The organism is Pedobacter sp. (assembly GCF_039594775.1).
In the GTDB taxonomy this organism is placed as follows: domain Bacteria; phylum Bacteroidota; class Bacteroidia; order Sphingobacteriales; family Sphingobacteriaceae; genus Pedobacter.
Genome location: NZ_JBCNMT010000009.1, coordinates 32,369 through 46,597 on the forward strand (window position 1 = coordinate 32,369; position 14,229 = coordinate 46,597).

Annotated in this window: 11 protein-coding genes; 3 read left to right on the forward strand and 8 right to left on the reverse strand. The window is 39.9% G+C overall.

Translation table 11 applies throughout. The features are described from left to right. Positions 1–143: 143 nt before the first annotated feature. Positions 144–1,586 carry a serine hydrolase gene (locus ABDV71_RS17655; protein WP_343534927.1) on the forward strand — a complete coding sequence of 481 codons (1,443 nt, stop codon included), beginning with the start codon at positions 144–146 and terminating at the stop codon, positions 1,584–1,586. Positions 1,587–1,654: 68 nt separating this feature from the next. On the opposite strand, the gene ABDV71_RS17660 is transcribed toward ABDV71_RS17655, so the two are convergent. The 6 genes from ABDV71_RS17660 to ABDV71_RS17685 form a co-directional block, all read right to left on the reverse strand. Then, on the reverse strand, positions 1,655–2,890 hold the full coding sequence (locus tag ABDV71_RS17660) for a S41 family peptidase (RefSeq protein WP_343534929.1): 1,236 nt from the start codon (positions 2,888–2,890) through the stop codon (positions 1,655–1,657). A gap of 378 nt (positions 2,891–3,268) precedes the next feature. Then, complete coding sequence (locus tag ABDV71_RS17665) at positions 3,269–5,956, reverse strand: outer membrane beta-barrel family protein (RefSeq protein ID WP_343534931.1); 2,688 nt, start codon at positions 5,954–5,956, stop codon at positions 3,269–3,271. A gap of 3 nt (positions 5,957–5,959) precedes the next feature. After that, positions 5,960–6,982 (reverse strand): FecR domain-containing protein, encoded by a 1,023-nt coding sequence (locus ABDV71_RS17670; protein WP_343534933.1) that lies wholly within the window; start codon positions 6,980–6,982, stop codon positions 5,960–5,962. A 55-nt stretch (positions 6,983–7,037) separates the two neighbouring features. After that, positions 7,038–7,655 carry an RNA polymerase sigma-70 factor gene (locus ABDV71_RS17675; protein ID WP_343534935.1) on the reverse strand — a complete coding sequence of 206 codons (618 nt, stop codon included), beginning with the start codon at positions 7,653–7,655 and terminating at the stop codon, positions 7,038–7,040. Positions 7,656–7,915: 260 nt separating this feature from the next. After that, positions 7,916–8,146, reverse strand: coding sequence for a hypothetical protein (locus tag ABDV71_RS17680; RefSeq protein ID WP_343534937.1), 231 nt, complete (start codon positions 8,144–8,146; stop codon positions 7,916–7,918). A 149-nt stretch (positions 8,147–8,295) separates the two neighbouring features. Further along, a complete protein-coding gene (locus ABDV71_RS17685; RefSeq protein ID WP_343534939.1) occupies positions 8,296–8,811 on the reverse strand; it encodes a hypothetical protein in 516 nt (171 codons plus the stop codon). 194 nt (positions 8,812–9,005) lie between these two features. Between ABDV71_RS17685 and ABDV71_RS17690 the strand changes: the two genes are divergently transcribed. Further along, positions 9,006–11,429 carry an outer membrane beta-barrel protein gene (locus tag ABDV71_RS17690; protein ID WP_343534941.1) on the forward strand — a complete coding sequence of 808 codons (2,424 nt, stop codon included), beginning with the start codon at positions 9,006–9,008 and terminating at the stop codon, positions 11,427–11,429. Positions 11,430–11,556: 127 nt separating this feature from the next. Here ABDV71_RS17690 and ABDV71_RS17695 read toward each other — a convergent pair whose 3' ends face one another. Both ABDV71_RS17695 and ABDV71_RS17700 read right to left on the reverse strand, forming a co-directional pair. After that, positions 11,557–12,711: a serine hydrolase domain-containing protein gene (locus ABDV71_RS17695; protein ID WP_343534943.1), complete on the reverse strand. Its 1,155-nt coding sequence runs from the start codon at positions 12,709–12,711 to the stop codon at positions 11,557–11,559. A gap of 105 nt (positions 12,712–12,816) precedes the next feature. After that, positions 12,817–13,374: a helix-turn-helix domain-containing protein gene (locus tag ABDV71_RS17700; RefSeq protein ID WP_343534945.1), complete on the reverse strand. Its 558-nt coding sequence runs from the start codon at positions 13,372–13,374 to the stop codon at positions 12,817–12,819. Between the two features lie 198 nt (positions 13,375–13,572). Here ABDV71_RS17700 and ABDV71_RS17705 point away from each other — a divergent pair, with 198 nt between their 5' ends. Beyond that, positions 13,573–14,208: a LysE family translocator gene (locus ABDV71_RS17705; RefSeq protein WP_343534947.1), complete on the forward strand. Its 636-nt coding sequence runs from the start codon at positions 13,573–13,575 to the stop codon at positions 14,206–14,208. The last annotated feature ends 21 nt before the right edge of the window (positions 14,209–14,229 follow it).

Consider the following 14,229-nt stretch of genomic DNA (forward strand, 5'->3'; position numbering starts at 1 on the left):
TGTTAGCAATTACATGACTCAATTTCTTTGCGATTGATTGGCAAAGGTAAAAAATAGTTTTCGATTCTTCTTGATGAGGAGGAAAGATGATAGGTCCTATGCAACATTTACTCCTTTTTGGTGTCTAATGAAAAACGTAAACAATGAGAAAAACCTTCCTGTTTCTAGTCCTATTAATTACGACTTCAAACTTATTTGCCCAAACTAATACTGCCGTTGATACCATCATCAAAAGAGAAATGATGGAAAGAAAAATCCCAGGATTACAGGTGGCCATTGTGAGCAAAGGAAAAATAGTGCTGAGTAAATCTTATGGGATTGCCAATGTTCAAGACAATGTTCCTGTAACCGACCAATCTATTTTTGCCATCAACTCCTGTACTAAGGTTTTTACTGCCGTGGCGATTATGCAATTGGTTGAACGGGGAAAAATCAATCTTTCGAAACCTGTTTCCACTTATCTGAACGATTTACCTACTATATGGCCTGTGGTAACCATTAAACAATTACTTACCCACACCTCTGGTTTGCCTGATGGATTAGGTTTATTGGACTCAAGGACAGGAGGTTTGACCAATAGCACCGAGGCTGCTTTTTGGGAGAAGTTGAAAACGATGCCCATGCTTTCTATTCCTGGCGAAAGATTTAACTATAACCAAACCAATGCTTATTTATTAGCAAAACTGATTGATAAATTTTCTTCAAAGACTTTCCAAGAAGTATTTGAACAGCAACAATTTCAACCCGCAGCTTTGAAGAACACTGTATTTGGAGATTCCCGTGATGTGATCCCACATTTTGCACCCACCTATTTTTACAGAAGCAATATTGACGGGCAACAATTGGCCACACCTAAACTCATTAACAACTACTACGAATTTCCCTACTTCAGGAGAACGGCTTCGGGGCTTAACAGTACCGCTGAAGATATGGCCAAATGGATCATCGCTTTGCAGGATGGAAAACTCCTAAAATCCAAATCCAGTATAGACACCATGTGGTCGCAAGGGCAATTTAACAATGGCACAGGCACACCTTGGACCTTGGGCTGGGGCCTAAACAGATTTAGGGCAAAACACAAAGCTGTAGGCATGTCTGGTGGTGGAAGAGCTGCCTTTTTGGTTTATCCAGACGATGATTTAGCTGTAATTGTACTCACTAATCTGGGCGGAAGCTATCCAGAAGATTTCTTGGAAGAACTGGCGGGATGTTATAATACAGATATTCCCAAAGCCTCGCCAATTACTTTAATGAAGATTTCCTTAAGAAAAATTGGGTTTGACAAAGCCATTCCTTTTGCTGAAGAACAGAAAAAGACCAATCCATTGTTTATCCCTAATGAGTTTGAAATCAACGAATGGGGTTATCGAATGATGGCTAACGGCAACTTAAAAGATGCTTTGGAAATCCTTAAGCTAAACACCCATCTTTTTCCTCAAAGTGGAAATGCTTTTGATAGCTATGGTGAAGCGCTATTGAAATTGGGCAAGAAAACGGAAGCTATTGCCATGTATCAAAAATCCATTGCCTTAAGTCCTGATAATGAACATGGCAAAAAGGTATTGGAGGGTTTGTTGAAGCCGTAGTCCGTTTATAGAAACTAAACCTTGCAGGTTTTAAGTATCATACAGACTCGAAGAAAATTACTCGAATTTCATTTTTTACTAATGATGTTTAAAACATAGTTCAATACGGTATCCTTATTTGCTAAAAAATCAGTGATTGTTTTAAATACTGTATAATGCGGTTGAATACTTGTTCCTTCCATCGGAAAACCTTTTGGTGATACCTGAGCTTTATTTCGGGAAGGGAACCAATAGCTATAACCTAATTTGCTATGATAAAATTGAGGTTGATTACCAGTATCGCCAGCTGTTGGCATACCCACTATGGTAGCATTTCCACTTTCCAACAAGTCGAGTGCAAAGCTTTCACCGGCGGAAACGGTATATGGGCTTGTAAGCAAAAAGAGTTTCCCCTTATAGGAATTGCCTTTCGGACTTAACCAACGATTGCTTACACAAGCCTTTTGTCCCTTTTTGATCAGATATTCAGCAATTTTTTCTGAGTAACCAGAATTTCCGCCTTGGTTCCTTCTCAAATCAATGATGAGAAACTGCTTTTTCGACAAAGTATCAAATGCAGCAGCAAACTCTTCCACTACATTTCCGGTCATACTTAATATCGCAATATAGGCAACACTATCATTTAATATTTTGTGTTCTACTTTAAGTGGCGGTTTTACCGATTTACTCATTTCCTTTATAGGGGCCTCATCAAAGTGAACTGTTACCTCTTTTTCACCTGAGGATGTGCTAAAGGTATAGGTCCTATTCCCTTCATAATAGCTAGAAAAAAGACCGCTCACTGTTAAATATTCTCTATGTAAATCGGTTGATGCCGAGGTGTATTCGGCTTGGTTCTGAATATAAGTCAATACAGGAATATGATTGATTTTTAGAATCTCATCCTTTTCTTTAATTCCTTGCTTAATGAAAAGACTATCACCTAAATAGGAAAGGAATATTCGGCCCTCTATTAGCGATGCCATACAGTTTTTATAATACTTCTTAAAGATTGCATTGGAGTGGCTGTTTTTTAATTCTGCAAAATAACGAAGCAGAATATCTCCATATTCTAGATTGGTTTTAGCATCTTTCACCAATACCATATACTTTTCCCGAAACGAGGTACCATCTAATCCTTTAGCTTTAAGATGCGTATATTTTTCATCTACCACCTTGGACACTTTTTCAAAATCAGCAGTATAATCTGCTGCTGTGGGAATATCTTTAATATAGACATCGCTGATATTCTGTGCACAGCCAACGGCATGGATCAGAAAAGCGAGCAACAGGATACTTGCTTTTTTTACAGTTTCATTTTTCATGATTCCCTTGTTTAATTTTATGTCAAAACAGACCAATTAACTTCTTAATAGTCACCTATCATGTGATAAAGCTCCCTTTTTATTAGTCAATAGGAAAAGAAATCCGGACGAAATGACAAATAATCGGTACGAAAGGATAGAAAAGCTGCCGGAATAAACTCTCTCTGTCCTTCGGCATCTATTAATAGTTAGTTTATTATGTTTTGGTATCAATGAGCTCGCTATGCTTCGGCTCTCCCTCAAAGGGAGAGAGAACTGCTAGAGAAGTTTGTACTTTAATCTTAGAGGAGACTTACAAAGTTTAATTTTAATTGCTTATGGTTTTCAAAGGCAAAGTTGAGGGCTTCGCCGTTTGAAAACTTCGTAAGTCTTACTTTGCTATTTAATCCTACCCTGCTCGTTCTCTAAGGCCGAACTTCTGTTCCGCGGACCTTTGGAGTTTCCACTACTGAATCTGTAGCTGAAATTAAGTCTCACCTGTCTGGTTTCGAAATAGCTGTAATTATGGATGTAAAGCCCCTGCACCTGTTGAGTGGAGCTGGCCTTGGTTCCTTTGTAGATATCGCTGAAAATGAGTCGTAGGGTAGCTTTGTTATCCATAAAATTACGTTGCAAACCCAAATCAATTTGACTGGTGGCATTGGGGAACTGGTTGGCTCCCGCTAACTTTTTCGAATTATAGATACCCATAACCTCTGCCGTTAACTGGTAAGGCAGTTTAAAGTTTTGCTGCAAGTTTAGCCTACCTGCTAATTGCTTTAAATTGAGTTTTCGTCCACCGCCAAAGTCAATATCATTATGAAGTCCGAAAAGCGTTCCGTTAAAGGTAATGTTCCACCACTTGTAGGGTTGTAGGGTTTGGGTTAAGGTTAGTGCCAAATGTTGCTGTATGCCCAGGTTACGGGGAACCATTACTATTTTGGTATCGTCTACAGCATCGGTTACCTCTACGCTAAACTTATCGGTATAAGTATAGCTAAGCCCTAATATGGTAGCGTTTTTATAGGCATATTGTAATAGTACCCGATGACTGAGCTGCGGTTCCAAAAAGGGATTTCCCTGCCAAAAAGAAAGTTCATCCAGCAGGTAAATAAATGGATTAAGGTTTTGATAGGCCGGTCGATCAATTCGGCGGGAATAGCTCAACGAAAAGTTATGGGAAGCACTAGGTTTTACCGCAGCGGAAAAGAAGGGAAACCAATTGGTATAGTTCCGCTCGGTTACCTTAATATTGCCGAACACCGAAGAGGCTTCATCCAACTTGCCCTTGGAGGCGGTACGCTCTACCCTTAAACCTCCCTGCAGCTGCCATTTGCCAAAGGTTTTCTGATAGTTGACATAGGCGTTCGCAATTTCTTCGCGATAAACAAACCTGTTTGACCTGTTGGGGTCAATGAACTCGCCATCCGGCTTAATTTCCAGAAACTTTGAATCATTATCGGCCGATACGGAAGAGTATTTCAATCCGGTTTCCAATTTCCCTTTCCAAAGCTTGGTGGTATAATCGGCTTTTACGGCCCTTAAACCAATATCTATCGCATTTAATGAACGGTACAGGTTATCGCTAATGACCGTTTGGTCGCTAGCCGTGTACTTATTGGACTGCAAGTTGCCCGCACCTTTGGTAAAATCGCCATAGTCGGCATCAAAGTTTACAATGGTCCCCAAAGTATCTTCGTACTTGTAGTTCAAATTAACGTTGTAACGTTGGGTTTGTTGATGGTAATAATCGTTAATGGCGGTTAGTGTTTGGTCAATGATGGTACTTTGCGCCTGCCCAATATCTGTTCTGGTATCGGTAATGCCGCCACCAAACAAAAAGTTTCCGTTCAGCAGTATGCCTACGGTATGGTTTTTATCAATGGCATAATCGGCACCCAACCTCGAACCCATTTTCTTGCGCTTGTCAATATCGTCGGTAAAGCTGTTATAAAATTTACCTTCCTGGATTCGATCGCCACCATACAAATAGGAATAATAACCCAGAAAGTGGCTATAATTTCCAAAGATGCTCAGTTTGTTTTTTCTGAAACTTAGGGCCAGATCCTGATTATTTCTGAGATACACGCCATAACTCAATCCTGTTGTTAATGCGGCATTAAAACCTTGCACGTTGGATTTTTGGGTTCGTACGTTAATAATGCCCGCAGTGCCCGAAGCATCGTACTTTGCGCTTGGGCTGCTGATGATTTCTATAGATTTGATTTCTGAGGCCGACATGGATTTCAACAATTCTGCCACTTCCCTGTTGGAGAGATAAGTTTGCTTGCCATCAATAAGCACCGCTGCCCCTGCTTTTCCATTCAGCGAAATACTGTTGTCGGTGCCCACGCTTACCCCCGGTGCCCTACCCAGTAGCTCGAGTGCGTTGGTGCCTTGTGCACTAATACTTTTGGACACATTAAAAATAAGGTTACTGCCGTCCATTTCTATAATTTTTTGGCTCCCACTTACATTTACTTCTTTAAGCATTTTGGCACTTTGCTTGAGCTTGATCTTTCCAAAGGCTTTGGGCAAATTTTCTGCAACCGAAAAACTAAGCTGGGTGGTTTCGTAGCCCATGGAAGATACTTTGAGCACATACAGATTTCCTGTTTTTAAAAGGTGATGAAACTGGAATGCTCCGTGATCATTGGCTATGACGCCGTTTACTTGTTTGGTACCCTCAAAAAGCATGACGGTAGCAAAAGGCATCACTTGGCCTTCCTGATCTATTACCTCGCCGGTTAGCATGGAAGCTTTGCTGACATCTCCCTGTTTATTCAGCAGATTTTCGCTCCCGATCACGATCATATTTTCAGAAAGCATCTGATAAAAGAGCTTTTTGGCCGGAAGAATATTTTCCAGCACCTTGGAAACGGGTGTACGTTCTGCATTTACAGAAACGGTTATGGTATCGGAAACCACTTCGTCGCTATAAACGAAGGTATAGGCGCACTGTTCCTGAATTTTTTTGAACAGCAAAGGCAGGGGAATATTTTGCTGACGTAAATTCAATTTTCGGTCTTGCCCAAATACAGAAAGGCCAATAAAACACGTAAATGCAAATAGTGTGGCTTTCTTCATTCCTTAATCCTTGATCGTTACCCATCGGTTGTTGATGGTGTAGGTGAACGGATAGGAAAGTTTAAGGGCATCTAAAGCTTGCTGCAGGGTTTGGTTGGTAAATGTTCCGCTAAAACGTTTTTCTTTTAGCACTTCGCTTTTGATGTCAATTTTCACGTCGTATTTCTTTTCCAAACGCAGGGCCAAATCTTTCAGTTTTTCCTTATTAAAGGTAATGGTGTCTGTAGTCCAGCTAATTTCCCGGTTCAATAGGTTGGGCTTAATGGCCATCACCTTAAAATTACTTTCGCTTTGTGTAATGGTTTTAGGAACGAATACGAGCTTTTCATTGGGTTTAAGCAGTACGCTATGGCCAGCATTTTGTCTATCGGTTACGGCTATTGCCCCTCTAACCAAGGCTACCTGTACCTGATGGGTTCCATGGTAGGCATTCACATTAAACGCTGTTCCTTTTACCTCAATGTCTATATCGCCCGCATGAATAAACAGCGGAACTTCTGAATTTTTAACCACATCAAAATAGGCTTCTCCATCAAGAAATATCTCCCGTTGGCGTTTACCAAAATCATGGTTATAGGTAATGGTGGTTTGCTTGTTCAACCAAACACGGGTACCGTCGGCCAGTACCTTAAAAACCTTTTGGTTGGTTGCGGCTAGGGCTTCAAAGTTTTTATTGCTGCGGTTTAACCAATAGTAGCTTAAAAAGCCCAGCCCTAAAACGAGGACCAACATGGCCGCTATTTTTAACCATGTAACGGAAAGTACCGATTGCTTTGTTGCACTGTAGTTAAACTGATCGATAGGCGTTCCCTTCTCTGCTTCGCCAATGGCGGCCCAAACTTGCTCAAGTGATTTAGCGGGTGTATTTCTTTTCGTTCGCTGGTTAAAGTAGTGTTCTAGCTGAGTGGCCAGTTGTTGATATTCTTCGTTGTTCTGAAGCGCATCATTCAAAAGTGCTTGGTCGGCCTCAGCAATTTCCTGAGAGAGCTTTTTACTGAGCAGTGCGATGAAGGTATCTCTTTCCATGATTTGGTGCTTATACCTTAAGGACAACTGTTTTGAGGGATTTACTTACTGCCCCTTAAAAAAATAATAAAGATAGATCGCGCAACTGTTGTTTTTTAGCTGCTTTTGATTGTGGATGGTAGCCCAGATAAACGCTCAGGGCTTCGGCCAATGTTTTAATGGCTTTGTATAGCTGGTTTTCAACAGTGCGTTTGGATATGCCCAATATTTGCGCCACCGCAGCGGTTTTAAGTCCATCTTCTTTGATGAGCTTAAATACCATTTTACGCTGCTCGGGTAGGGATGCTACTGCCGAGTCGAGCAGTTTACGTAGTTCCTTATCTTCCAATAGTGTGGTGTGTCCATTTGAAAGCACTTCGAAACCCTCATCTTCTTCATTTTGGACAAATAGCGTTGTCCGTCTTTTATCAGACCTAATTAAGTTAAGACAAGCGTTTTTTACAGAGATATAAAGGTAAACTTCGGGGTTGAGTACTTTGGAAAGTGCATTGCGTTTTAGCCAGAGCTTTACAAAAAGCTCGGAAGTAATTTCCTCAGCACTTTCCTGTTGTTTGGTGTATTGCCTTGCAAAGGCTACCAGTTTGTGATAGTAGTGTTTGAAAAGTTCATCAAATGCCGCTTTGTCTCCACGTTGGATTTCCTTGAACAACTGTACGATCTCTGTGTCTGGCATTAAATTCAAATTTCGGGCTTAAAACATTCGGTATTATGGTTAATGACACCAAAATAGGAAGATATACTTATCCAAAGATAAAATTTAATGGGTTGGCTTGTAGTTAGGGGATGTGATGATAATACTGAAGAAAGGAAGTAACATCTCATCTGCCTATCAAATGTCTAATACACCATAGACAATATTAAGCAATTGCCAATAAATAGTCACAAGTCTTCCCACAATAAACCACACACAAAACTTGCACCAAAGCTGGGGTATTATTTTTCGGTAACAAATCCAGAAGTCCATTCATCTCTATCTAATTTATATTCTGAGATCTCAAAACCATCTTGATGATCTTTAAAGCCATCTAATCTTTTTGCTCTAAAAAGGGCCTTTTCTGCTTTTTCATTGGATGTGTAAACTCCAATTAATTTAATATCTTGTCCATGTTCTAAATCTTTATCTTCATGAACATGCCATAACAAATAAACAAATTCTATTACCATAATTATTTCCTTATTGACCTCTATCGCCTCGCTTCTTTAATTTATTATATTCACTACCCAGACCAGTATCACTTAACCTGTGGTTTGTTATAAATAAAGGACAAGCTAGAATAATTACTCTTGTTCTTGTATCATTCTAATCTCTATTTTCAAAGATTTTTTTCAAACCCATCCATCAGGTCCTTGTAAAGCAATTCATCACAATTAACATCTACCAAGTTCTTAAAAGCCACGAATACTTCAACTAACTTTTCAATATTAGTGTGTGCGGTATTGCTAAAAGCGAAATGTTTTATCGGTAACATTGCTAGAATGTCAAGATTATCCAAACATGCCCCACGCAAATCAACATATTCAATTTCTTTAAAATTCGGCAACCAATCTGGGACAGCATAAAAATGATCTTGTTTAAGGCTAACTGAAAAGCTTTCTTGTAAAATTATTTTTTTGACCTTATAAATTTCCTGAGATAGTTTGGCTGGCAGTCTTTCAAAATTAAAATCTGGCACGATAAACAACGTCGAAGGCGAGCCATTTAAACCTGTCAGAAAGCAATCTTTGTCTATAAACAATAATTCGCCCCCACTTGCAATAAAATCAGCATCAAGGTTGATAAAACCGCTACCTTTTATGATCGACTTAGCGCCGTATAATTTGTTAGTCATACTATTTAATCTGTAGTTAGGTCTAAACTATATCAGTACTGATCCAAACACAAGCAAACTAAAAATAAAATTTAACAAATAGAAATGATGATAATTGAACAAAAAACACACATGTACGAAAAAACTCGTACATAGTTGCCCCATTGGTGCAACGAAAATAAAAACCGTCGTGTCTTTTGTAGAAACCAACCTTTATGGATCAAAATTTTCTACAACGTATTTCACTTATCATCCAAACCACCGCATTGTTTTTAATATGTTTTGCTGCTCAAGCGGCACACGCCCAAGAAAAAATCAGGTTCCAGGGATTGGTTAAAGACAGCATCAACCACCAACTACTTCCCTATGCCAGGGCAAGCTTTCAAAAAACCGACCAGCTCAACAAACCCGCTATCCATACCGCTTCTGATACTACGGGATTGTTTACCCTAAGTTTAGATACTGGAATTTACCAGATTTCTATACAACTTGTTGGCTATAACCAATTGATCAAAAAGCTCAAAATTTCAGCGACAACAATAGGCATTCAAAACTTTTGGCTTCAACCTGCTGCCAATCAGCTCAAACAGGTTAATGTTATTGGCAAAAAGCCATTAATTAGCCAACAAAAAGATAAATTGGTTTATGATGTGGAACAGGACGAAGCGGCCAAAGGTGAGAACATTAGCGATGTAATGCGACGCATACCCATGTTAAGCGTAGATGGCGAAGGAAATGTACAACTGAATGGACAAACCAACTATAAAGTACTACTAAACGGACGCGAAACCGCCATGTTTGCCCAAAACACCAAGGATGCATTGAGAGGCTTCCCCGGAGCAGTAGTAGCTAAAATTGAAGTCATCACTTCTCCTTCGGCAAAATATGATGCAGAGGGCATTGGCGGCCTGATCAACATCATTACCAAAAAAGCCATTTTTGGCTATAATGGTTTTGTAAACGCCTATTATTCGAACATCAATTATCAAACAAGCACCAATTTCAGTGTCCGCTCTGGTAAATTCGCCGTCACAGGAACCTATTTTTTAAGCGGTAACCACAACAATAAATCAAAGGTATCCAGCGAAACCCTACCTCTACAGCCTTCGTTCTACCAAAGACGATTTTTGGAAGGCAATCAAGTAGCCAATCGTTTTTTAAACAATGGCAATCTTGAAATGAGCTATAATATTGACACACTGCAGACCATTGTACTTTATGGAAACGTGAGTGGAGGCCATAACAAAAGCAGGTTGGCCCAACATATTACCACCGATCTGACCAATGCAGATCCACAACTTGACTTTTTTACGCAAAACATCCGCAATAGTTTTCCTACCTACGGTATTGGTAGCGATTTTATCAAGAAATTTAAAAGCAATCCCGATAAGGAGTTAAGCTTTAGGTTTAATGGCCTTTTCAGTAAAAATGATGGGCTCTACGGCAGTTTAATGGACAGGGCAAATGATGATCTTTTTAGGCAAAACGACAGTTATTCAAAAAATAAGGAGTATACTTTTCAAACAGATTTTGTACAGCCTTTTAATCCCGATCTGAAACTTGAAACAGGCACCAAATTTATCTTCAGGGATGCAAATTCTGATTACCTCAGTTTGAGCCGCACTGCCGAAGACCAGCCTTTTGAACCTGATGAATCCAACTCAGATAGTTTTGCCTACAAACAGCAGGTTTATAGCGGCTATGGCTCATTAGCTTTTTCTTTAAATAAGCTAAACTTTAGGACTGGACTTCGTGCGGAGCATACCGAAGTGGATGGTGAATTTTTTAATACCAATACCAAAGTTAAGCAAAGCTATACTACATTGATCCCCGATTTTTCGATGAATACCCAGCTTAGCAAAAGTTACACCATGGTATTTGGTTATACCAAACGCCTACAACGTCCTTATATCAACACGCTTAATCCTTTCGTTAACAATAACGACCCACTGAACCTCTCTTTTGGTAATCCAGAATTGGGTGCACAAACAATCCACACCCTATCTTGGCAAAACAGGATCTTAAAAGGTGTAAACTTTTTCTCTTTTGCACTTAATGCTTCCTATTCAGGAAACATGATCACTCAATACACTACATTTAATGAAACTTCGGGTGTGAGCACCACGCAATATGACAATGTAGGACGAAACAGGGAATTCGCCTCTTTAATCTCTTTCTCTTCTTCCATTAAAAAACTGAGAGGCGGTTTTAATCTCACCCTTCGCTACAATAAAATAGAGAATACCTTAATATCCAGTCAGCACCAAGAAGGCATTAGCGGAAATTTGGGTACGTTCTTCTATTTAATGCTCTACAAAAGTTTCTCCATTAGCGGTAGTGGCGGTATTAACCGACCTCCTTACACCTTGGTGAATAGTCAAAAAGCTATCCATTATTATCAAATTAACTTTGGCGGTAAATTTTTTAAAGACAAACTGAATGCTACGGTCAATTTTAATAATTTCTTTAACAAATGGCGAAACAACTACTCTTTTACCGAAGATAGCAACTTTAGTACCCGCGTCCACACACAAACTCCTTTTAGGGTAACCTATATAGGTTTTACCTATAACTTTGGTAAGTTGAAGGAAAATCTTTCGAAAAAAAGAGGGGTAAAAAATGATGATTTGGTTAATTAAAGGTTTAACGGAATTGCCAATTTCATTCTTGACTTTTAAATGTACTGGACGAGAATAGACTACGGATAGTATAGACCTAACCTCACAAGTTTTTAAAGCCTGCGAGGTTTTTATTAGGCAAGTTTAATTAATCATCCAAATGGCCCAACCATTTAAATGGCGAATAGGTGTCGCCAATACATGCTTTTACAATTTGTGCGCTCACACGTTCAAAGTTTTCGCTATTGCTCAGTAACACCACCGCTATTCCTTTTTCTGGAAAGGCTACCGCATAATTCTGGTTAGCTTCGCCATGTCCGGTATGGAAAAAACCTTTTCCATAAGGCGATTGGAACAGACCTATACCTAGGCCCCAAGCTAATTGCATGGCATCATTTTCATGTGTTAAACTGTCTTTTAAACTACCAAAGCCACGTTTACTGGTTACGGCTATTTGCGGGGCCAACATTTGTTGCAGGCTAGCTTTACGCAAACCTTTACCCGTCATTAATTGGATGTAGAAACGGGCATAATCGGTAGCGGTGGTGGTCATAGAGCCTGCGGCCCGACTGCTTTGCCTTCTTTCGGAGCCGTATTTCTTACCATCTTTAAAATAGGCATAGGAGAAGTTATTTTCGAAAGATTTTTCCCAAACCATGCTGGTCCGTTGCATTTGTAATGAACCAAAAACTTCTTCTTTGGCAATTACTTCGAGTGTTTTTCCGGTGTATTCTTCAACCATAAAGCCCAATAGGTTGATGCCTTCGTTAGAATAATAGAATTTTTCGCCCGGCTTGGCAATTAGATTGGTCTTATTACCGTATAACTGGCGCAATACGGGCAAACCAGAACTATGGGCCAACAACATTCGAGGAGTAATGCGATTGAATGATATGGTATCCTCTGCCAAGTCTTTCCATTTGGGGTATTGGCCAATGGGCTTTTTCAAATACGAACGTATGGGCTGGTCTAGCTTGAATATTCCACGATCAACCAAACGCAGGAATAGGTAGGCGCTTACTGGTTTGGTAAGGGAGGCGGCGTACATGACCGTACTATCATTTAAGGGCATTTGGTTCTCCATATCCTTACATCCAAAGCTCGAAGTCCATACAGTTTTATTGTGGTTGACAATGGCAACCTGCAGTCCGGCAATTTTAGCACTGTCTACCAAATGTGTTATCCTTTTTTGCAGGACCTCGGCACTTATCGATTGACCGTTAAGCTGTTTTATCTTGGTAACATTTTGTGCAAATGCTGGAAAAAAGTAAAGTGCAAAGACTAGCGTAAATAGGTTTTTCATCTTTCAAATTGTTTAAGACAAATTTAGGGCAGTAGCTTGTTTGTTTTAACGACAAATGCCCGACACCTTTACGTCACTTTGCCCTTTTTGGAGCCTACATGACACTTATTTTAAAAAAGCGTAGGACAATGGGTAATGAACGGGCTTGTGATTGATGGCTCTAAACAGGTTGACCAAACACATGGCCATGGTGTAAAAGTAAACCAATATGGCCAAGGGAAACCCTACCGGAAAATAGAATACCAATAGGAAAATGGCCGGCACAAAGGCAAAGGACATGGTGAGCTGAAAGTTGATGACCTGCTTACCTTGACGATCATACTCGGGTGATTCGTCTTTTTTCAAAAACCACAAAAAGCCTGGTATAATGATATTGAAAATAGGGAAAAACATGCCTACTAAAGCGGAGGCATGAAACAGCGGTGTTAGTTTGTGGGCTTTTTCGGCAGTTGCTGCCGGAGCAATTATGGGCTCTTTTTCCAAAAGTAGTTCTGTGTCTACATCTAGGCAGTCGGCCAATAGTTTAAGGGTAGCCAAGTGGGCCTCTACAGTACCTTTTTCAATTCGTTGGATGGTTCTGGCACTTACCCCAGAAAGGGCAGATAGCTGCTCTTGACTTAATCCTCTTTTACGACGATAGATGGCTAACTTGGATGTGGACATACACAAATATAGATATTGCGATTTATCAGCCCAAATATGTCACGGGGTTTGGCTTTTTCATTCTGAGCGTTAGCGAAGAATCTCTGCTTTTCATTAGAGATTAGCCTGTAGTTGATGTTATCACCGTACCATTAAACTGCCTTAACAGTAAAATTACAACAAATTATTTGGTAGCTTTGAGTACATATTCCTCAAGCCATGATTCCCATTCACGAACTCCTATTTTTTGCATTAGCTGCTTTGGTATTGGTCATTAGTCCAGGGCCAAACATGATCTATTTAATATCCAGAACCATAACCCAAGGCAGAAAAGCGGGACTAACCTCTCTTGCAGGTGTTATTTGTGGATTTCTATTCCATATCCTCATGGTATCGTTTGGACTTACCGCCATTTTATTTGCGGTACCTTTTGCTTACACTGTTTTAAAAACGTTGGGTGTTATCTACCTTCTGTATTTAGCCTACCAAGCCATTAAACCTAATAGCAAAAACATTTTCGAGGTAGACCAAAACATTAAGATTGATCAGCCCCGTAAATTATTCACCGTTGGCTTTCTCACCAATGTACTGAACCCCAAAGTTGCCGTATTTTATTTATCCTTTTTCCCGCAGTTTATTAAGCCTGCCTACGGTTCCATCTTTACCCAAAGCTTAACGCTTGGACTTACCCAGGTTGTGGTAAGTTTTAGCATTAATTTCCTCATTGTATTAAGTGCTGCCAAAGCCGCCACCTTCTTTGCCAATAATCCGCTTTGGGTTAAAGTACAGAAATGGTTTATGGCCAGTGTGCTTGCTTTTTTGGCAGTTAAAATGGCGCTGTCAAAAGCAAAGTAAGCTCTGTTCCAATAGACCACC